Origin of the sequence: Exiguobacterium sp. s89, from assembly GCF_018617735.1 — a bacterium.
GTDB classification, from domain to species: domain Bacteria; phylum Bacillota; class Bacilli; order Exiguobacteriales; family Exiguobacteriaceae; genus Exiguobacterium; species Exiguobacterium marinum.
In genome coordinates this window covers 762,746-783,291 of the sequence record NZ_JACSKS010000001.1, presented here as the reverse complement: position 1 = coordinate 783,291, position 20,546 = coordinate 762,746, and the positions used below count along the sequence as shown (strand labels likewise).

At 46.3% G+C, this 20,546-nt stretch carries 25 protein-coding genes; 21 read left to right on the top strand and 4 right to left on the bottom strand.

Going from position 1 to position 20,546, the window contains the following annotated elements; translation table 11 throughout:
* The first annotated feature begins 11 nt into the window (after positions 1-11).
* Complete coding sequence (locus KNO96_RS04025; protein ID WP_214702295.1) at positions 12-1,364, top strand: cryptochrome/photolyase family protein; 1,353 nt, start codon at positions 12-14, stop codon at positions 1,362-1,364.
* A 33-nt stretch (positions 1,365-1,397) separates the two neighbouring features.
* Here KNO96_RS04025 and KNO96_RS04020 read toward each other — a convergent pair whose 3' ends face one another.
* Complete coding sequence (locus KNO96_RS04020) at positions 1,398-2,303, bottom strand: COX15/CtaA family protein (RefSeq protein WP_214702294.1); 906 nt, start codon at positions 2,301-2,303, stop codon at positions 1,398-1,400.
* 333 nt (positions 2,304-2,636) lie between these two features.
* On the opposite strand from KNO96_RS04020, the gene cyoE reads away from it, so the two are divergent.
* The 9 genes from cyoE (at position 2,637) to KNO96_RS03975 (ending at position 9,960) form a co-directional block, all read left to right on the top strand.
* Entirely contained in the window at positions 2,637-3,560 is a 924-nt protein-coding gene (cyoE, locus tag KNO96_RS04015) for a heme o synthase (RefSeq protein ID WP_214698116.1), read from the top strand.
* Between the two features lie 97 nt (positions 3,561-3,657).
* Entirely contained in the window at positions 3,658-4,635 is a 978-nt protein-coding gene (gene coxB / locus KNO96_RS04010; protein ID WP_214702874.1) for a cytochrome c oxidase subunit II, read from the top strand.
* Positions 4,636-4,673: 38 nt separating this feature from the next.
* Positions 4,674-6,542 carry a cytochrome c oxidase subunit I gene (gene ctaD, locus KNO96_RS04005; protein ID WP_214702872.1) on the top strand — a complete coding sequence of 623 codons (1,869 nt, stop codon included), beginning with the start codon at positions 4,674-4,676 and terminating at the stop codon, positions 6,540-6,542.
* Positions 6,543-7,169, top strand: coding sequence for a cytochrome (ubi)quinol oxidase subunit III (locus KNO96_RS04000; RefSeq protein ID WP_034771133.1), 627 nt, complete (start codon positions 6,543-6,545; stop codon positions 7,167-7,169).
* 1 nt (position 7,170) lies between these two features.
* Positions 7,171-7,500, top strand: a complete 330-nt coding sequence (locus KNO96_RS03995) for a cytochrome C oxidase subunit IV family protein (RefSeq protein ID WP_214698117.1) — start codon at positions 7,171-7,173, stop codon at positions 7,498-7,500.
* A 134-nt stretch (positions 7,501-7,634) separates the two neighbouring features.
* Positions 7,635-8,558 (top strand): cytochrome c oxidase assembly protein, encoded by a 924-nt coding sequence (locus KNO96_RS03990; RefSeq protein WP_026826344.1) that lies wholly within the window; start codon positions 7,635-7,637, stop codon positions 8,556-8,558.
* A 23-nt stretch (positions 8,559-8,581) separates the two neighbouring features.
* The gene (locus KNO96_RS03985) at positions 8,582-9,043 is read left to right on the top strand and encodes a DUF420 domain-containing protein (protein ID WP_214698118.1); all 462 of its coding nucleotides are present in this window, start codon (positions 8,582-8,584) and stop codon (positions 9,041-9,043) included.
* Between the two features lie 21 nt (positions 9,044-9,064).
* Positions 9,065-9,679 (top strand): SCO family protein, encoded by a 615-nt coding sequence (locus tag KNO96_RS03980; RefSeq protein ID WP_026826342.1) that lies wholly within the window; start codon positions 9,065-9,067, stop codon positions 9,677-9,679.
* A 5-nt stretch (positions 9,680-9,684) separates the two neighbouring features.
* Complete coding sequence (locus tag KNO96_RS03975) at positions 9,685-9,960, top strand: hypothetical protein (protein ID WP_214702293.1); 276 nt, start codon at positions 9,685-9,687, stop codon at positions 9,958-9,960.
* Positions 9,961-10,416: 456 nt separating this feature from the next.
* Here KNO96_RS03975 and KNO96_RS03970 read toward each other — a convergent pair whose 3' ends face one another.
* Complete coding sequence (locus tag KNO96_RS03970) at positions 10,417-10,779, bottom strand: YugN family protein (RefSeq protein WP_015881291.1); 363 nt, start codon at positions 10,777-10,779, stop codon at positions 10,417-10,419.
* 104 nt (positions 10,780-10,883) lie between these two features.
* Positions 10,884-11,639: an ATP-grasp domain-containing protein gene (locus tag KNO96_RS03965; protein ID WP_026826339.1), complete on the bottom strand. Its 756-nt coding sequence runs from the start codon at positions 11,637-11,639 to the stop codon at positions 10,884-10,886.
* Positions 11,640-11,771: 132 nt separating this feature from the next.
* Between KNO96_RS03965 and KNO96_RS03960 the strand changes: the two genes are divergently transcribed.
* Genes KNO96_RS03960 through KNO96_RS03940 form a run of 5 tightly spaced genes read left to right on the top strand, consistent with a single transcriptional unit; the run spans position 11,772 to position 14,567 of the window.
* Positions 11,772-12,221 carry a YlbF/YmcA family competence regulator gene (locus KNO96_RS03960; protein ID WP_026826338.1) on the top strand — a complete coding sequence of 150 codons (450 nt, stop codon included), beginning with the start codon at positions 11,772-11,774 and terminating at the stop codon, positions 12,219-12,221.
* On the top strand, positions 12,205-12,459 hold the full coding sequence (locus KNO96_RS03955; protein WP_235181850.1) for a DUF2129 domain-containing protein: 255 nt from the start codon (positions 12,205-12,207) through the stop codon (positions 12,457-12,459). The genes KNO96_RS03960 and KNO96_RS03955 overlap by 17 nt, the downstream gene beginning before the upstream one ends.
* 52 nt (positions 12,460-12,511) lie before the next feature.
* Complete coding sequence (gene rsmD / locus KNO96_RS03950) at positions 12,512-13,078, top strand: 16S rRNA (guanine(966)-N(2))-methyltransferase RsmD (RefSeq protein WP_026826336.1); 567 nt, start codon at positions 12,512-12,514, stop codon at positions 13,076-13,078.
* Between the two features lie 5 nt (positions 13,079-13,083).
* Positions 13,084-13,578, top strand: a complete 495-nt coding sequence (coaD, locus tag KNO96_RS03945) for a pantetheine-phosphate adenylyltransferase (RefSeq protein ID WP_026826335.1) — start codon at positions 13,084-13,086, stop codon at positions 13,576-13,578.
* Positions 13,575-14,567 carry a SepM family pheromone-processing serine protease gene (locus tag KNO96_RS03940; protein WP_026826334.1) on the top strand — a complete coding sequence of 331 codons (993 nt, stop codon included), beginning with the start codon at positions 13,575-13,577 and terminating at the stop codon, positions 14,565-14,567. The genes coaD and KNO96_RS03940 overlap by 4 nt, the downstream gene beginning before the upstream one ends.
* Here the strand turns inward: KNO96_RS03940 and KNO96_RS03935 are convergent.
* Positions 14,546-15,676 carry a tRNA(Met) cytidine acetate ligase gene (locus tag KNO96_RS03935; RefSeq protein ID WP_214702292.1) on the bottom strand — a complete coding sequence of 377 codons (1,131 nt, stop codon included), beginning with the start codon at positions 15,674-15,676 and terminating at the stop codon, positions 14,546-14,548. The genes KNO96_RS03940 and KNO96_RS03935 overlap by 22 nt on opposite strands.
* A gap of 156 nt (positions 15,677-15,832) precedes the next feature.
* Between KNO96_RS03935 and KNO96_RS03930 the strand changes: the two genes are divergently transcribed.
* The 6 genes from KNO96_RS03930 (at position 15,833) to rsmH (ending at position 20,545) form a co-directional block, all read left to right on the top strand.
* Positions 15,833-16,360: a YceD family protein gene (locus KNO96_RS03930; protein ID WP_026826332.1), complete on the top strand. Its 528-nt coding sequence runs from the start codon at positions 15,833-15,835 to the stop codon at positions 16,358-16,360.
* Positions 16,361-16,382: 22 nt separating this feature from the next.
* Positions 16,383-16,556 carry a 50S ribosomal protein L32 gene (gene rpmF, locus KNO96_RS03925; RefSeq protein ID WP_015881300.1) on the top strand — a complete coding sequence of 58 codons (174 nt, stop codon included), beginning with the start codon at positions 16,383-16,385 and terminating at the stop codon, positions 16,554-16,556.
* Between the two features lie 119 nt (positions 16,557-16,675).
* Positions 16,676-17,521: a ketopantoate reductase C-terminal domain-containing protein gene (locus KNO96_RS03920; protein ID WP_026826331.1), complete on the top strand. Its 846-nt coding sequence runs from the start codon at positions 16,676-16,678 to the stop codon at positions 17,519-17,521.
* A complete protein-coding gene (locus KNO96_RS03915) occupies positions 17,515-17,874 on the top strand; it encodes a DUF3397 domain-containing protein (RefSeq protein WP_026826330.1) in 360 nt (119 codons plus the stop codon). Before KNO96_RS03920 ends, KNO96_RS03915 begins: the two co-directional genes overlap by 7 nt.
* 24 nt (positions 17,875-17,898) lie before the next feature.
* Entirely contained in the window at positions 17,899-19,455 is a 1,557-nt protein-coding gene (gene bshC, locus KNO96_RS03910) for a bacillithiol biosynthesis cysteine-adding enzyme BshC (protein WP_026826329.1), read from the top strand.
* Between the two features lie 157 nt (positions 19,456-19,612).
* Complete coding sequence (rsmH, locus tag KNO96_RS03905) at positions 19,613-20,545, top strand: 16S rRNA (cytosine(1402)-N(4))-methyltransferase RsmH (RefSeq protein WP_214702291.1); 933 nt, start codon at positions 19,613-19,615, stop codon at positions 20,543-20,545.
* The last annotated feature ends 1 nt before the right edge of the window (position 20,546 follow it).

Here is a 20,546-nt window from a genome sequence, read left to right as displayed (position 1 = left end):
GAGTGAAAATCATGAAACGAGTATGTTGGTTCCGATCCGATTTTAGACTGACCGATAATCATATGCTACACCGTGTTTTGAAAGATATGGGGGAAGGTGACGACCTAGATTTTGTTTTTTGGTTAAACCCTGAATATTGTGATCCGTTTGAGGTACGCCACGACTACTTCTTTTCGACAATGCGTACCTTTATGGATGATTTAGAAGCGGATGGGTTAGGACTTCGTGTCCTCGTCGCCGAGTCAGAAGCTGACTTTGTGAAACAGCTCGGTGACATCGACGTTCTTTATTTTAATGCGGAATATGTGGAACCGTTCAAACAGCGCGACGATCGCGTCATCGAAAAACTTGGTGAAGAAGTGAAAGTCGTACGACTGCTTGACCGGCATCTGTTTCAACCTGATGCGTTTAAGACAAAGAGCGGTGATCCATACAAGGTGTTCACCCCGTTCAAAAAAGCGGCATATGCCGAACAGCCGCCGAAACCTTACGATGTGGATGTCGATCGCTTAGCGCAATTCATTAGCACAAAGAATGAAATACCGAGTGAACTAAAAGACTTGTTCAAACGTTGTGAACGCGAGTGGAAAGGGTTAGGGGAGACCGAGGCGAAGAAACGGTTGACCCGCTTCGTCAATGATCGCATGGTCGATTACGGTGAGAAACGTGACATTCCAAGCATCGCAGGAACGAGTCGATTGTCCCCATACTTACGTACCGGTGTATTGTCGATTCGAACCATCACCGAACAGGTATTGTCCGCTAAACAGTCGAAAGGACGCGACACGTATTACGACGAACTATTGTGGCGCGAATTTTACTACATGGTCATGGCAAAGTTCCACGGATTGAAAGAACAACCGTTCAATCCCAAATATAAGTCGCTTGAATGGGAAGAAAATGATGAACAGTTCGAAAAATGGTGTAACGGGGAGACCGGTTATCCAATTGTAGACGCAGCGATGCGTCAACTGAACGAGACCGGATGGATGCACAACCGCCTACGTATGATTGTCGCGTCCTTCTTGACGAAACATCTCCTTCTCGATTGGCGAAAAGGGGAACTTTATTTCGAACGGAAACTGATTGATTACGAGGCCTCGTCGAATATCGGTGGGTGGCAATGGGCTGCTTCGGTTGGGACCGATGCCGTTCCATATTTCCGCATCTTCAATCCGACGACGCAATCTGAACGGTTTGACCCCGATGGAACGTTCATTCGACATTATGTGCCGGAACTGAAGCATGTGTCAGATAAGTCAATTCACTTCCCGGACCCGTCGGAAAGGGAAGATTATCCGATGCCGCTTGTCGACCATAAAGAAGCGAGAGAACGTGCCCTCGAACGATTTAAAGAATTGTAAACAAAAAAGCGCTGAAGCGCTTTTTTGTTTGAGTTATCCATTCATGTCTTTCAGTCGTGCTACATCTTTCCGAGCTGTCGATCGATAAGCGTGGTAAGAAAGGTATGACAGAATACCAAAGTAGCAAGTAATCAAGAATGCGTGTAGAAGTGGCACGTATGTGGCGTGGCCACCAAGTACGATCCATGCTCCTGTTCCGACTTGAAGAAGGATGAAGAAGAGGGACGCCATCATCCCACGTTCGATCAACTGATCCATCTCTTTCTTCGCTAAGTAGAGAACGAATAATGTGTACAGGACAAGGAGCCCCGCCATCAATCGATGTCCCATTTGAACATAAGATTCGAACGTCCATACATTTTGGTCACAGATTGGCCAACCGACACATGCGTAAGTAGCGCCTAAATGTCGGACGTACGCTCCCGTATAGACGACAATCATCGTATAAATAGAAAGGCCGTACAGATGAGCGCGCAATTTCTTTGATACAACTTTATGTTCTCGGTCCCCCTCGAATAAGAGAATCGTCAAAATGAGTAGCGATGCGAATGAGACGAGAGAGATACCGAAATGAAGTGCCAAAATGGCATCTGATTGTTGCCATATGACTGCTCCTGCTCCAATGATCGATTGGATGAGCATGAAGATAAATGCGAGAAATGCAAAGATTTTTACATCAATACGACGTTTGACAGCGATGAACGTCCAAATTGCGAGCGCAATGATGAGAAGGCCTTCAAAGCCAGATACTACACGGTGACTGTATTCAATCATCGTTTCAACGCTCGGGTTCGTTGGAATCAATTTTCCGTGACAGAGTGGCCAGTCCGTCCCACAACCATCCCCTGAGTCCGTCTTCGTCACGGTTCCACCCATGATGAGGACAAGCATCATTCCGAGGGTGACAAACCCTGAGAAAAACGCGAGTTTTTTATGCATGCATTACCACCTGCTTCTAATCAAAATCCGATAAAATTGTGCCTTGTTTATTTATATTTTTTTCGCCATACTTATTATACGGCTTTCTGTTCGAAAAACGAAATGGAAAAGCTTGCAATCGTTATCAAAAACGTTATTCTAATATTAGTAAAGCACATTAGGTGTGACAAATATCACACTATCGACACAAAAAACTCGCTATTTCACAAGCATAAAAGGCGTATTTTATAAAGAAATATGGTATCTTTGTAGAGAGTTAAGTGTATTTTGTTCATATTGTGTTTTTTCTGTGAAGAGAATGCGAGGATTTCGTGATTATGTGGGGGGGTCAGTATGACAAAAGTCAACCCAGGAATGACGGTAGAGTTAGAATATACAGAGTCAACGTCATTTCGAGATTACGTCGCCTTAGCGAAAATGGGAATCGTTCGTGCCAACCTGTTGTTGGTGTTTGCGGGATTTTTCGTGGCAGCGACGTATCAGAGCGATACGCCAGTACTTTACTTGTTTGAAGTTTGGCCACAGCTCTTATTAACGATGTTAGGAAGCGCACTCGTGATTTCGGGGAGTTGTTACCTAAACAACTTCGTGGACCGAGATATCGATTACTTAATGGATCGTACGGACAATCGACCGAGTGTAACCGGCAAGATTTCAGGGGAGAAAATCTTACTCCTCGGATTGACACAACTTGCGATTGGAACACTGTTATTGCTCCTTGTATCGTACGTCGCTGCAGTATTCGGTTTAATCGGGGCATTTTTTTATGTCGTGATTTATACGATGTGGCTTAAGCGTACGAGTACGCTCAATACGGTCGTCGGGAGTATTTCGGGAGCCGTTCCACCGCTCATCGGTTGGGCAGCGCTTGATCCGACACTTCATATCGATGCGTGGCTCATGTTCCTTGTCATGTTTTTATGGCAACCACCGCACTTCCTAGCGCTCGCGATGCGACGTACGGAAGAGTATCGAGCGGCAGGCATTCCGATGCTTCCGGTCGTGAACGGATTTGCCATCACGAAACGGCAAATCATCTGGTGGATTGCGACGCTAATTCCAGCATCGCTCTTATTTATGCATTACGGTCTTGTTTACTTGACAGTCGCAGCCGGTTTAGGGGGCTACTGGTTGTATCTCGGGTTGAAAGGATTCAACGCCGAGGATGAAATCAAGTGGGCAAACAAAATGTTCTTCTATTCATTAATTTATTTAGTCGTGTGGATTATCGCGCTGATTTTGACAGCACTTTGGTGACCGCACTCACTATATAGAAAACCATTACACATCATTTTGGGAGAAAGTGGGGATTGTTGTGAAATCATTTAAGAAGCTTCTGTTTGGCATCGTCCCGATGATGATGTTCGCAGTCCTGTTGTCAGGTTGCGGTCAAGAGGGATTGTCTGCATTGAAGCCGATGGGAGAAGGGGCTGAGCTTCAGCTCCGCATCATTCTCATCAGTTTGGCAATCATGCTCTTCGTACTCATCATCGTCTCGGTCATTTACGTGTACGTGCTCATGAAGTTCCGTCGGAAAGACGAATCGATTCCGAAGCAAGTTGAAGGTAGCAGTACACTTGAGATGATTTGGACAGTCGTTCCGATTATCCTTCTCATCATTCTCGCTGTTCCGACAATCACGACGACTGTCGAACTCGCGAAAGCGAAAGAAGCGAAAAAAGAAGAAGAAATCAATGTTACAGCTAACTTGTACTGGTGGGAGTTCGAATATCCAGAGGCAGGTGTAGTGACAGGGCAAGAGCTCGTCATTCCAGTCGGAAAACGAGTCGGCATCAACTTGACGTCTAAAGATGTCATTCACTCATTCTGGGTACCGGCTTTATCTGGTAAGACAGATACGAACCCAGGACTTGATAACGAAATGTGGTTGCATGCAAATGAACCAGGTACTTACTATGGAAAATGTGCTGAGCTTTGCGGTCCGTCACATGCCCTTATGGACTTTAAAGTCATCGCGCTCGAGCAAGAAGAATACGATCAATGGCTCGCTGACATGAAAGTCAAGCAAGACGATAACGGTGAGAACCTCGTCGCAGACAACACGAACTTGACGACAGGTGAACAAGTGTATGTCGAAAGTTGCTTGAGCTGTCACGGCGGCGGTAAAGTGGCACCAAGTTTAACGAACTTCGGTGATCGGGAATGGCTCGCAGGTTACCTCGAAAACAACGAGGACAACTTGAAAGAGTGGATTCGTGACCCGCAAGAGAAGAAACAAGGGGCTCTCATGCCAGGTTTCAATGAAGGTCAAATCAGCAACGAAGAATTAGACGCACTCGTTGACTTCTTGTATGAGCAGAAGATTGACTAACGGGAAAAGGGGGATTTCACGTGGCACAGACCACTGCAATGCAGCAATCGCGTAAATACAATGGCATCATGGATTGGATTACGACGGTTGACCACAAAAAAATCGGTATTTTGTATTTGTTTTCAGGAATCTTCTTCCTCCTTCTCGGTGGAATTGAAGCATTACTGATTCGTTGGCAACTCGTTAAACCAATGAACGACTTTGTCAGCGGTGAGACATTTAACCAATTGATTACGATGCACGGGACGACGATGATCTTCCTTGCGGCGATGCCGATGCTATTCGGCTTCATGAACGCGGTCACACCGCTTCAAATCGGGGCACGCGACGTTGCGTTCCCATTCATTAACTCATTAGGTTTTTGGTTGTTCTTCTTCGGTGGAGTCATGCTTAACTTGAGCTGGTTCTTCGGAGCAGCACCAAACGCAGGGTGGACAGCATACGCGCCACTTTCAACACAACCGGAAGCGACAGGGGTAGACTTCTACGCTCTTGGTCTTCAGATTTCAGGTTTCGGTACACTGATGGCCGGGATTAACTTCCTCGTCACCATCTTGAACATGCGTGCGCCAGGAATGAAACTCATGCGTATGCCACTCTTCACATGGACGACTTTCGTTGCATCGGCATTGATCGTCTTCGCATTCCCGCCACTTACGGTCGGATTGTTCATGTTGATGTTCGAGCGACTCTTCGGAGCCGCATACTTTGACCCGGCACTTGGCGGGAACGTTGTCATCTGGGAACACCTTTTCTGGATCTTCGGTCACCCGGAAGTATATATCTTGATCTTACCGGCATTCGGTATTTTCTCGGAAATCATTCCAACATTTGCGCGTAAACGTCTCTTCGGTTACACGACGATGGTCTTCGCGACAATGCTCATCGGTTTCCTTGGATTCATGGTTTGGGTTCACCACATGTTTACAGTCGGTCTTGGTCCGGTTGCCAACTCGATTTTCGCTGTTGCAACGATGGCGATTGCCGTACCAACGGGTGTTAAAATCTTTAACTGGCTCTTCACACTGTGGGGCGGTCAAATTAAATTCAACGTCGCTATGCTTTACTCAGTCGCGTTCATTCCTTCATTCCTCGTTGGTGGGATGACAGGTGTTATGCTTTCAGTCGCACCCGCTGACTATCAGTACCACGACAGCTACTTTGTTGTCGCTCACTTCCACTACGTTATCGTAGGTGGAGTTGTATTCGGTCTCTTCGCAGGACTTTACTACTGGTTCCCACTCATGTTCGGAAAAGCCCTTTCTGAAAAGCTTGGATACTGGCAGTTCTGGTTGTTCTTTATCGGATTCCACTTGACGTTCTTCCCGCAACACTTCCTCGGATTGTTCGGTATGCCACGTCGAGTCTTCACATACCTCGATGGTCAAGGTTGGGATACACTCAACGTGCTCTCGACAATCGGTGCATTCTTCATGGGTGTGTCAACGATTGTCTTGCTCGTCGCTGTTGTGAAAGCCTTCTTGTCAAAAGAACGCGTCAAAACAGACCACTGGGGAGACGGACGTACGCTTGAGTGGACACTTCCTGTTCCGACTCCGGAGTACAACTTTGCACAAACACCACTCGTCAAAGGACTTGATACGTTCTGGCTCGAGAAAATGGCTGGTAACAAACGCGTATCAGTCGCTGAAGAAGTTTCGGACATCCACATGCCGAACAACTCGCTCATTCCGTTCTTCATGTCACTCGGCCTCTTCATCGCAGGACTCGGTGCCATTTTCCAGATGGATAACACAGTTGTCGGCTGGTCATTGATCGGATTTGGATTAGCGATGACGTTCGTCTCGATGTTCCTACGTTCTTGGATTGACGATCACGGCTACTACATTCCGAAGTCACAAGTCGAAGCAGACTTGAAAGCGATTCGTGAGAAAGGAGAACAATAAATGGCACATACAGTTGAAAAACACCCAGTGACCGGTATCCCGGCCAATCCAGAGAAAGCAACGCTGGAAGGGAAAAATAAATATGTGGCTTTCTGGTTCTTCCTTGGTGGTGAGACAGTCCTCTTCGCCTCGCTCTTTGGAACATACGTTGGTCTCTTGAACTCTGGTGCGCCAGAGGAATTACGCTCATATAACATTTTTGAAATGGAGCTCGTCTTCATCATGACGATGCTCCTCCTCACAAGTTCACTCACAAGTGTCCTTGCGATGATGAACATGAAAGCAAACAATCCAGGACGGATGAAGCTTTGGTTGATTGTGACACTCCTTCTTGGTGCTGGATTCCTTGGTGCGGAGATTTACGAGTTCATTCACTACTACCACATTGGTCACACGTTCACGTCGAGCGCATTCGGTTCAGCCTTCTACACGTTAGTCGGCTTCCACGGAGCGCACGTCACGTTCGGTCTCCTTTGGATTACGACGCTCTTGATTCGTAACTGGAACCGTCCGATTGATGTATACAACGCACCAAAGTTTTATGTATCAAGTCTATACTGGCACTTCATCGATGTTGTTTGGGTCTTCATCTTCTCAATCGTCTACCTCTTAGGGATGGTGAACTAATATGGAAAAACGAGCTATGAACGAATCACACAAACAATTAGAGCTAGAAGTAAAAGCAGAATCAAAGCGTGAGTATCAGCTTCAATTGATTAGTTTTGCGATGATGATTTTACTCACGTTCGTGGCATTCGGTGCCGTTTATGCGGAACTCATGCCAGTTTGGGCAGCAGGTGGCTTCTTGATCATCTTGGCAGTCATTCAAGTCTTTCTACAGTTATATATCTTCATGCATATGAATAACCGTGGGAACACATGGATCGTCGGTATGATGTGGTTAGGCATCTTTATTGCTATCATCACGGTAGCTGCACTACGCTTACTCATTTGGTAATTGTGACAAAGGATTGAACATCTGTGGAAACACGGATGATTCGGTCCTTTTTCCTTTACTTCAAAAATGAATGAATAGTAATCTTGAAGTGAACGGTTTCAAAGGTTAGGGAGAGAAAGAAAAGGGGTGAACGGATGCTCTGGAATACGTCGGAGCTGCTCAATCAATTTGATTGGCTCACGTTATGGAGTCCGCTGTTCGGATTGCTCATGGTCGGGATTTATGTATTATACGCCGTCGTGACAGAGAGAATGGCGAAGCGAGGATATGCCTCGACCACGTTGTTACAAAAGTTTAGTATGTTGTTTGCCATTGTCTTGTATTACATCGGTTTTGGAAGTCCAATCGATGTCATGGCACATATCATTTTATCGGTGCATATGTTCCAGATGGTGCTCGTCTACATTTTGGCACCGGCACTCGTCGTTTACGGTCTGCCGTACTGGGTGTTTGAAAAAGTACTTAGCTTCAAGTTTATTGGACCGATGTTTAAGTTTTTAACGACGCCACTGATTGCGCTCATTTTATTCAACGCATTGTTCTCGATTTACCATATGCCGGTCGTATTCGACTACGTCTTGACGAACTATGGCGTTCACCGGATCTTCCACGGTGCACTAGTCGTCTTTAGTTTGACGATGTGGTATCCGGTCATCGTTCCGCTCGTCTCAGACGAAGAGGAAGGAATGTCCGATTTGAAACGAATGGTATATATTATCGCCAATGGGGTCTTGTTGACACCGGCCTGTGCGCTCATCATCTTTAGTCAAACGACGCTTTATAATGCGTATACGGATCCGCAGACGTTTGCGACGGTCCTTGGATACTGTCTACCGAACGGTGACGTGTCCGGAATCGATTTAGAGGCGTTAATGGGAGCGACGAATAGCGCGCTCGAAGACCAACGTTTCGGTGGGGTCCTCATGAAGCTCGGTCAAGAAATCGTGTATGGTTTCTTCTTCGGCTGGACGTTCTTCGGCTGGGTGCGTCGGACGAAATCTCTTGCTCTCGATGAAGGCATGTCATTCACTCCGCAAGAAACAAATGAGAAAAATTAAAAAGAACAAAAGGGGAAACGTTGATGAACTATCTTGCCTTAATTAGTGTGTCATTCATCGTCATCAGTGCGATTCTAGTCGCCATCGGATGGGTGATTATCGCAAAAGACCGCAGCAACATTGAAAAACATAAAAAGGTGATGACGGCTGCCGCGATTGCAGCGACGACGTTCTTCATCCTATACGTCTCGCGTACCATTTTTGTCGGAAACACGGCATTCGGAGGACCGGATTCAGTGAAACCATTCTATCTCGGGTTTATGATTTTCCATATCCTTCTCGCGACAACAGGTGGTGTCCTCGGATTGATCACGCTCTATCTCGGTTATAAAAATAAAATCGAGAAACACCGTAAGATTGGACCAAAAGCTTCAGTCGTCTGGTTCTTTACGGCTATTACGGGTGTGACGGTTTACATTCTTCTCTATGTGGCATATGACCCTGGTGAAACGACGAACGTATTCCGCGCGATAATCGGAGGATGATTTATAGAGAGGGAGAGCTGTATGAAACGGAATAGCTATATGACGGTCGGTTTGACCGTCTTGACGCTTGTTGTCATCGGAGTAGCCGTGTATTTTGTTTTCTTCAATCAAGACGACCTACCCGTCATTCAAGAGCCAACCCCGTTCACATTGACGAACGCATTAAATGAAGAGACGTACAATTCCGATAATGGAAAAGTGAAAATCGTGACGTTCTTTTACACGAACTGTCCAGATATTTGTCCGCTCACGTTACGTGATTTCATGAAGCTCGAAAAAGAATTAAAAGATGAGAACTTATACGGCTCAGACGTAGAACTCGTCGCCATCACGGTCGACCCGGACGTGGATACCGTGCCCGTACTTAAAAACTATGGTGAGGCGTTCCAAGCGGAGCCGACGGGATGGAAGATGTTGACGGGAGACCAGGTCGACATCGACCGCATCACGCGTCAACTTCAATTTTATTATTCCAAGGCGAACAGTGGACTCGTGACGCACGCGACGACGATGTACGTCATCGACCGTCACCATGATGTACGTGCTGTCGCTCAGATGGCAACGGCAGGGGATGACCCGGTCGATATTGAATCTATCATGGAGGACGTGAAAGTACTCGCGAATGAAAAGGAGTGATCACCATGAATGATACGATGGCTGTGATTGGGAATGACTATTCATACGGAGACGTGACGATCGCGGAACGGGCGATTGAAGATTTGATTGCCTGTAGCGCCATTGAATTTGGCTTGAAAGAAGTGAAAGTCGTCTCTCGCTCGAAAGACCACTATGATTATCTAATCATTGCACCATTATCACTCGTCGAGGCAGAGCGATTGTATCGCTATGTTCGAGACCAATTCGATTTATTGCTCGGTCAAGTCGATGTGACATTGACCGTCATTGCGACGAACTGATTAAAGCCCACGGAAGCGAATCTGCTTCGGTGGGCTTTGTTTCCATTCGTACTTTTTAATGAGATTGATACAAGATAAAAATTTTATTCTTAAGTGGGTCATGAAAAAGTTCTGCAAAGAAGCAATACCCATCTTGAAAGTCATCTAGGTCTGCTTCATTTGAAAGTACGATATGAGATTTGTATGACTCGCTCTAATGAGATTGAATATCGCTGATTGATTGAGGTGAGGATCTAGTATATTCCGATCATGTATTTGATAAGTTGAGAAATAAAGAGTCTGGATGGATTCAGAACAAATCATTTGTTCTAATTCATTGTTTGAATCAGGCAGAGGAAGCATTTCTAATTGGATGCGTGACGCCCCAGTGTATAAGATGCTGCCCTCTCTTTCAAAATAAATCGAGTGATTCAAGGTCGGGAGCCTTCAATCTAGTCAAAAAACAAACCCCTTCGCTTATGCAAGGGGTTTGACTTCTAGTGTTTCTGCGAGTGCCTTTAGACGACGTTCGCAGTCGCGGACGATTTCTTCTGGGAAGACTTCATCGTATTCAACACCGTGTGGGTAATAATGCTTTCCTAAAATCGGTGTGAGCATTTTGACAACAGCGTGACGATCTTCGATTTGACCTTCGATCGCGTATACAGGTAAGCGAAGATAGAATGTTTCGCCGGTCGATTGTTTCTCATATTTCATATCATACGTGGCACGCTCGTAGTCCCAAGCACCTTCACGGATGAAATGATGATGATCCATGATCGTCTCGAGCAAACCAAAACGGATTTCTTTTCCCTCGATGTGGAACTGCTCAAATTTCATCATAATCCCCCTTTTCGAATAAACCTCATATGTCATCATACCATATTCAAAAACGTTCTTGGAATAACGTGTGTTCAAATTGTGAAAAAAAGATGAACGATTAATCAACCAAGTGTATTTAAGTATTCCTCGATTTTTTGGGGAAGTTTTACACCGAGCGGAAGCAGTCCTTCTGAACCGAAAAAGACGTTGAACTCCAAAATATAAAATCCGTCTTCCGTCACGATGACGTCAAACGCCGCGTGATTGATGGATAACGTATTCGCAATCGTTTGAACTTCTTTGACGACGTCTTCCGGGATGTCTTCGTACGAAAAGTTGGCTCCTTGGGCGACGTTGTTTAAAAAGGCCTCACTGACACGCCAGTAGGCACCGACGACTTCTTCTCCAATCACGATAACGCGTAAGTCACGATCATTCGGAATAAACTCTTGTACGTAGAACGTATCATGTTTCTCGACGTATTCTAACCAGTCCTGGTCGTTTTTAATCAACCATACGCCTTGACCCATCGAGGACTTGGCTTTTTTGGCGACGAACGGATAGTGGAACTCTTCCAAAACGCGTTCAATTGTGTATGGGTTTTTTCCGTAAATCAACGTCTTCGGAATGCGATGAGGATACGTCGCTTTAAATGCACGCGTCATCTCGATTTTGTCGTGACCGAGGTGATATGTCGCAGGAGACGGGAAAATGGCTTTGTTCATCCCATAGATGATGGAATTGACCATCCAATACTCGGGGAACAAGACGAGGTCGGCAGCGCGTACCTTGTCGAGTTGGTCGAAATAATATTCGGGTTTCGCATAATCCGTCTTGATGCCGGCTGATCGAATCATATTAAAAGAAACTTTTTTCATATACAGACGCACATGGTGCGTCTCTTCACTTCCTTTCTACATTGAACGCCTTGCGGTCACATTCAATTATAGTGTGGATTGCTTACATAGGGAAACAATTGTGGTAAAATCATGGCAGAAAGGGTGAGGGGTATGATAATCACTGAACAGACGATTGCCCTGCTCGATCAAACAGAAGAATTGACCGATTTGATTGAAGCAAGCGAATCGTTTCAAACATATATTCAAACGAAAGCGGCACGGCGCACATCGCAGGAAGCCAAGGAAATCGAGCGCGAGTTTTTAAAGATGAAAGAAGATTACGAATATGTCCAACGTTTCGGGAAACATCATCCGGATCATGACCGCATAAAAAAAGAGATGCATCTCATCAAACGTCGTCTCGACGTTCAGCCGGAAATTGCGGCGTTCAAAAAAGCGGAACGAAACTTGGATAAGTTGTTAGGGGAAGTGAGTGAACTATTGGCTCATTCAGTCTCTCCTAAAATCAAAGTCCCGACCGGCAACCCATTCTTTGACGAAGGTGGATGTTCCGGAGGGGGCAGTTGCGGAGGAGGCGGAAGTTGTGGATGCGCCGTCTAAGTTGAATGAACGGATTGGTATCGTCGTATATGTGAATTCCTTGAAACAATTGAAGGCACTCAGACGTTATGCAAACCTGTACTTTGTCTCGAAACGAGAGAAGTATGCTTTTCTTTACACGGACCTCGAAGGTTATGAAACCGTAATCGAACAAGTGAAGGCTCTGCCATTCGTGGAAGCGGTCGTTCGGAGTGAGCGTCCGTTCGTTTCAGAAACGTACGAGACAAAATTGAAATAATCAAAAAGATGAAGGTGGCGTCACCTTCATCTTTTCTGCTGGAGGGAAAGACATGCGTGTCATATCTGGAGAACGAAAAGGGACCCGATTGAAGGCGGTCCCGGGCACGGCTACGCGGCCGACGACGGACAAAGTGAAAGAGTCATTATTTAACATCATCGGACCTTATTTTTCCGGGGGGAAAGCGCTAGACCTTTACGCGGGTAGCGGAGGACTAGGAATCGAGGCATTATCGAGAGGTTGTGACGAAGCCATTTTCGTCGACCGTCAACCGAAAGCCGTCCAAACGATTCAAGAGAATTTACAGACGACCCATTATGAAGAGAAAGGGAAGGTATATCGTCAAGATGCCAAAGCTGTGCTCGAGCAGCTCAAACTGAAACAGGAATCTTTCAAACTCATCTTTATGGACCCTCCCTATCATGCGGAAGAACACGTTGCGTTCTTACAACTAATCGATGAGTCTGACATGTTGATCGATATCGGCGTAATCGTCTGTGAACATGGTAGTGACGTGACGTTACCGGAGCGAGTGGGACGATTTGAACGAATTAAAGAACAGCGATACTCAGATGTGATCACCATCAGTTTTTATGAGTATGCATCGATTGAGGAGTGAAACGAATGAAACGAATTGCGATATGTCCGGGCAGCTTTGACCCCATCACGAACGGACATCTAGATATAATTGAACGAGCGGCGGCCATTTTTGACGAGGTCATTGTCGCCGTCCTTGAGAATTCAAGCAAGGCCCCACTGTTTGATGTGGAAGAACGATTAGGACTTATACGAGATGTGACGACACATCTTCCAAACGTGTCGGCCGATGCGTTCGGTGGATTACTTGTCGAGTATGCTGCAGAGCGGGAAGCGGCGACGATTGTCCGTGGGCTTCGTGCAGTATCGGATTTTGAATACGAGCTTCAAATCGCATCAATCAACAAAAAGTTGAATGAGAACGTAGAGACGTTATTCATGATGACGAATAGTCAATATTCGTTCCTCAGCTCGTCCATCGTCAAAGAAGTGGCGAAATACGGTGCGTCGGTCAGTGAGCTCGTACCGGAGCAAGTCGAAGTGGCGTTACGGAAAAAATATCAAGTGAGCTCGGGACAATGAAATCGTTAAAAATTGGTCTCGGTCTACTTGTTACAGTGCTGCTCTTTCTTTTCGTCCCGCTCCCTTACTACATCTCCTCACCTGGAGCAGCGACCTCGATTGAAGAGTTCCTGACTGTGCAAGGCGGCGTAAAGGATGAAGGGGAACTGATGATGGTGACGATCTCCCAACGACGCGCGACACCTTTTTGGTTAGTAGAAAGTTGGATCACACCGTTCACGGAAGCAAATTTATCTAGTCGCTATTTATATGATGGTGAAAGCGAAGCAGATTACGACCGTCGTCAGAAATTATTAATGGATTCGTCGCAACAAGCAGCGATTCAATATGCCTATAAACTCGCTGGCAAGGAAGTGACAGTCGACTTTGATGGAATCTATGTGTCCGCACCGATTCCAGGGTCGCTCGCTGCCAATATATTAAAGCCCGGAGATGTTATCACCGCAATTGACGGGATGTCTTTTGCAACACGCGGAGACTTTTTAAAGCGGGTGATGGAATTTGATGCAGGTGATGAAGTGAGATTGACGATTGAGAGAGACGGGGAAGAGCGCATCGTCAAAACGCTCATTCAACCGATTGACCAGAGCGGCGATCGGGTCGGAATCGGGATATACGAGCCCCTTCCCGTGCAGGAAATCACAGCCAACCCTGAAGTGAATGTGTCCTTGACGAATGTCGGAGGACCCTCCGCAGGATTGATGTTCACGCTTGAAATTTATGATCAATTGACGCCGGGTGATTTGGCGAATGGCAAACGGATTGCCGGAACGGGAACGGTCGATGAGGAAGGAAATGTCGGACCGATTGGGGGCGCGTGGCAGAAGATCGTCGCGGCCGATGAAGAAGGCGCGGAAGTCTTTTTTGTCCCATCTGGTTCGAACTATGAAGAAGCGCTTGAATCGCGAGACCGTCTCGACAGTGACATCGAAGTTGTCCCTGTGAAGACGGCCGAAGATGCGATTCGTTATTTAGAAAAAATGAACTGAGGGCGTTGGCGATGTTCAATCAACTCATCGTTTTGAAGAGGGAGTCGATACGCTTCGGTTACACGGGCTTCGAAGTCGAGACGTGCATCGAACTTACTGACGATTGGAAGGTCTTGTTTCACATCTCGTAGCGCAAGTCGCCCAATTTCATTAAATGCGAGCGGTCTCACGTATGGGACATCGTCAAAAAGTGTCGGGACTTCCTCTTTTAACCAATGAAGCAGAACTGACACAAACGCCCGTTGAATCGCGGTACGCGTGTAACGACGGGTCGAGACGGCAGTAAGGGCCTGGTCGAAAGACGTCTCTAATCCTGCACGTATAAGTCGCGGTGCGAGAGATGCATCAATCCCTACGAGTTCAGTTAGCGTGGTGAGTGGAAGTGTTCGAAGTTTATATTGCAAGACTGGCCAATACAATTCCCAATGGGTCATCGATTGCGTCCGAAACATCGCTTCTGTCGCTTTTGGCACGGCACGAACTTCTCCAGAGTCCAAGTAATGTGCCCGAATGCCTGTCGCTGACATGACGTCCGCCAATGAAGGATCATGATAATCCGCACCTAGTCGTTTGACCGTGTGCAACTGAATCGTCTTCGCCGCTTTGGCGTAATGATAGGCCAAAATATTATTAGGGCGAGTCAAATCAAATGTAGGATAGACGGTCTGAAACGCACGACTCGAAGCTTGTGCAGATGAATGACCTGCTTGCAGCGCTTGACGGAGTTCCTTTTTATATATCGGCATCTCTTCGACGTCTGCTCGTGCTGCATGAAGAATAGCATCGACATCACCGCTCTCGCTCCCGAACGATAAGGTTTGGCAACCGAGTTGTTCTGCGATTGAGACAGCGGCTGTGGCGAAACGGTCGGCGCGCTGCACACCATATTGGGTCGGCAGTTCGATGACAAGGTCGATGCCACCGCTCTCGACGGCCGCTTTTGCCCGTTTCCACTTATCGAACGATGCTGGTTCTCCTCGTTGAGTGAACTGTGCACTCATGATGGCAATCATGATATCAGCCCCTGTTTCTTGACGTGCAGTTTGCGCTTGGTAATAGTGCCCGTTGTGAAATGGGTTGTACTCTGCAATAATGGCCGTCTTTTGCATGATTTACTCCTTTGCATTGTCGTATGGATTGGTGTAAGATGAGTAAGTACGCTTTGGCAAAGCGCCGTCGTCAACTGATTTTAGTGTAAAGAAAAAACATTGACAAAACAAGTTGGCCTATCTATAATTCATATTGTTGCAATTGAGGTGATTCGGATGAAATGGTCTATTGCACAGCTACTTAAGCTCCGAAACCAGGGTGACGGTTTTACAATCGATGAGATGGTAGAACTACCAGAGCTGACTCAGCTCCATCCGGATATCCGTTCGATTCGCCCGGTGCATGTGCACGGGGATGCATCGTTCACATCTAATCAAGTTACATTCAATCTGAAGATTCAAGGTGACCTGACGTTGCCAGATGCGCGAACGTTAGAAGATGTCACTTATGAATTCGATATTGAATCGCTCGAGCCTTTCTTTTTGGAGAATGGGCGTTATACGGAGCAATTCGATGACGTGAATTTGCCAGAAGGAAATACGATCAGTCTTGTACCGATTGTAAAAGAGCTCATCATGTTAGACGTCCCGATGCAAGTTTACGGGAACGAAACAGACAAAACTCAGGTTGAAGGAGAAGGCTGGACGCTCACTGACGATCAGCCCGAAACCCAACCAAAAATTGACCCGCGCTTCGCGGGACTGGCTGACCTGTTCTCGAAAAAAGAGAACGAGGAAGGTTAACTTTTCAAGGAGGTGGACAACGATGGCAGTACCATTCCGTAGAACGTCGAAAACTCGCAAACGTCTTCGTCGTACTCACTTCAAACTCAACGTACCTGGTATGAACGAGTGCCCGAACTGTGGGGAAATGAAACTTTCACACCGTGTTTGCAAATCTTGCGGACATTACAACGGTAAAGAAGTAACAAGCAAATAATGCGAGAAGAAGCGATCTGATTTCAGGTCGCTTCTTTTTTGTTTGCGATTTTTGGGTCATAGCGAAAAGATGTGGTAAACTTTTTGTGCGAAAATAGTTTTTATAGGAGGAGGGCAACTATGAACTCCATCAAACGTATCGGGATAATCGGAAACGGAGCGGTCGGACTATTGATGGCATCCTTACTTGCTGATGATTATGAGGTGACAGTCTATGGACGAAACATATCATCACCCGACGAGCGGCTATCCATTACGAGGACAGGTATGACGAATGGATCAGCGCATGTATCTCTCAAGTCTAGCGAGACGTTACAAGAGACCGACGAGGACATCTTCTTTGTCACGACAAAAGCCCATCAAGTAGAGGGAGCTACGGAGCGACTGACAGGAAAAGTGCCGGTCTTCATTTGTTCAAATGGGATCGCACATCTTGACTATGCGAAACGCCGAGGCTTTCATTTGGGAATCGTCGAACACGGTGTGACGAAATCAAGGGGCGGGATAGAACACCGAGGACTCGGACGTATTCGAATCGGAAGTTCGACAGGTCTTCCCCCGATTCAGATTAAAGAGAGTCCGCTCCAGCTTGTGTGGGAAGAGGATATCGAACAAGTCGTCATCGAAAAGCTATTCGCCAATGCCATCATCAATCCCATCACAGCATTATGTCGTGTCCCGAATGGAGCACTCGTTAACTCTCCATATCGTGAGATTGCGCAGTCAATTTATCGTGAGTTGACGCCGTTGTTTCCGCAACAAGTCCCATACACATACATTGAGTCAATCATCGCAAGCACCGCGGAGAACCGTTCCTCGATGCTTCGAGACATTGAAGAAGGTAGGCCAACAGAAGTGGATGCAATTTTAAAGCCGGTGATTGAAAAAGCCGCTCTGACGCAGAATTCACTCACCGTCATTCCACTGCTACATAAATTGATTATAGGAGCGAGCGCATCGTGTTAGTGTATATCGTTTCATTTCCACTCATCTTATGGTTTATGGTGTATATGATACTTAGAAAAATTATGCCGAAATCAATCAACTCATTTAAACTCGCCTGTGATACTGGAGTTCTCCTATGGTTTTATGCATGTGGCGTTTTACTCGAGGCTATCGTCGGGACGGAAGTGTTTCTTTTATTCCTTGCTATTTGTTGTGCCATTTTTCCAATCAATGCAATCTGGCAACGGATTCGATATGAGGAAGTATTGTTTACAAAGATGTTTGTCCACGGCTGGCGTTTGCTCTTTTTGCTCCTTGTGCCGACACATGCGATTTTATTCGCAATCGGTGTGGCTCGAGAAATGATTCGTTGATTGATTGAAAGGAAGTTGTTATTCGTGAAAGTAGAAGCATTTGATGCCCTATATACACCCACATCTCCGATGATTCAAGTGGAGCATGGGTACGGGCGTTGGCTCGATTATCGAGGCATGGATGAGGTCGAGAAACGTGCGCAGGAGATTACGGGACGCTCCTATGAACATTTGCATGAGATTGTCCATATTTTAAAACAGCAGCAACGGCAGTTTGGGGAACTATCGGATCGACTAGTAGCGAACCTTGATCTACTCGAACAGCGAGAAGCATACGTCATGGTGACGGGACAGCAGGTTGGCGTATTCGGTGGACCTTTGTTTGCTGTGTACAAACTGTTGGCAGTCATCAAACGGGCGAAGCAGGCAGAGAAAAAACTAGGAAAGCCGGTCCTTCCGATTTTTTGGATGGCGACGGAGGACCATGACTTCGCTGAAATCAATCATGTTTTCACGACCCAGACGTTTTCGAGAACTTTAAAGAAAGATGCTTTGTCCACAATTCCGCTAGCAGGAAAAGCTTCCGTAGGGGAACTGGAGTTCGATCGTCTAAAACTCGAGCTTGTTCAAATGGCGCAGCAGTTACTATTGAACGAGACGGAGACCCCGTATACCTCTGATTTGTACAATGAGTTAATCGACCTTATTCAAATGAGCCATTCTTTCGCTCAGTTTTTTGGTAGGATGATGCGTCGATTCGTAGGAACTGATTTTTTGTTATTTGATCCACATACTCAAGACGTCCGTGCACTCGAACGTCCGATGTTCCGACGTCTCATCGAACATCAAGACGCGCTCCAGCATACGCTCGCCCATTCCTATGAAGAAGGAATGCCGTCAGTAGAATTAAATAAAGAGGCGGCACATCTGTTTTATCATGACGGCACGCGTGAGTTGCTCACAAAAATTGATGGGGTGTATACGACCAAACGTGGACATCGATTCACGGAGACAGAGTTGCTCAGTGAAATAGAAGCGCACCCGGAACGTTTTTCAAACAATGTGGTCTCACGCCCGCTCATGCAAGAATATTTGTTTCCGACACTTGGGTACGTCGGTGGTCCCGGCGAAATCGCTTACTGGTTGCAACTACGTCCGTTATTCCATGAACTCGGATGGAAGATGCCGCTTCTCCTCCCACGTCTTGGTGGCGTGATCGTGTCGAGAAATGATGAAAAAAAATTACGACAAGAAAGCGTGACCTTAGAGGAATATATGAAACAGCCACTACCGGACTATCCATTTGATGATGAATCGTTCGAAGCGAAGTTGTATGCATTTCGGACGCTCACGGAAGCGGTCAGTCAGGAAGCAAGTAAGCACGGAAGACGATTCGAATCGAAGTCGAAACATGTTCTCGAGCAGTTGGCAGATGAGATGCGTGCTGAAGCGAAACGGAATCAATATCGATTGAACGCCCGCCGGATTCATCTTTCGACCCGACTGTTCCCGATGGATGCTCCTCAAGAGCGTATTTTATCGATGGTTCCGATTTTAAACCGTCACGGTCTAGACGTTTTTCATCGGTTGAAACTAGTTTATGAAGACTCAGAAGCGGAGCGTTGTTTATTCCTTGTATAACATTTTCATATGGGCTCTTGACATTTGTCAGGAGTTTTTTTTGTTGTTACCTTTTTGTTTCCTCTTTTCGCTAAAAACCTGTACGGACCTTGACATTTTTATGATAAAGTAAGTGTAATAATACAGTTGAAATATGTAGGTTGAGAGGGTTTTTTGAATGTTTGAGCATGAAACGGTTTTAAAAATGGAGTCCATCGAGGGATTGAACATCAAACCAGATGGGGTATATGTGGATTGTACGTTAGGTGGAGCGGGTCATAGTGAAGAAATCGCAAAGCGTCTAACGACGGGTCAACTATATGCATTCGACCAAGATGACGTCGCACTCGCGCATGCGAAAGAGCGATTGGCTCCTTATGAAGGCCGTGTGACGTTTATAAAGAGCAACTTCGTTCACTTGAAAGAAGAACTTCAGCAACATGGTGTCATGAAAGTGGACGGTGTACTATTCGACCTAGGCGTTTCCTCGCCACAGCTAGATGAGGCAGAACGTGGATTCAGTTACAATTATGACGCACCACTCGATATGAGAATGGACCGGTCACGGGAGTTTTCAGCTTATCATGTTGTGAATGAATGGTCGTTTGGGGAACTTGCTCGTATTTTCTTTACATACGGGGAGGAAAAGTTTTCAAAACAAATCGCACGAAAAATTGAGCAAGCTCGTGCTGATAAACCGATTGAGACGACGTTCGAGCTTGTCGACTTGATTAAAGAAGCGATTCCTGCACCAGCACGACGCAAGGGCGGTCATCCGGCGAAGCGGACGTTCCAAGCCATTCGAATTGCCGTCAATGACGAGTTGAACGTATTCGACCGTGCCGTTCAAGATGCAATCGATTTACTCGCAGTGAACGGACGGATCTGTGTCATTACGTTCCACTCATTAGAAGACCGAATTTGTAAGCAAGTGTTTAAAGAACGGAGCCAATATCCACCTTTACCACCAGGGTTGCCGGTCATTCCGGAAGAATTCGAACCCGAGCTCAAACTCATCACGCGTAAACCGATCATGGCGAGTGAAGGAGAACTCGAAGATAATCGTCGTGCACGCTCAGCTAAACTGAGAGTGGCCGAAAAACAAAAATAAT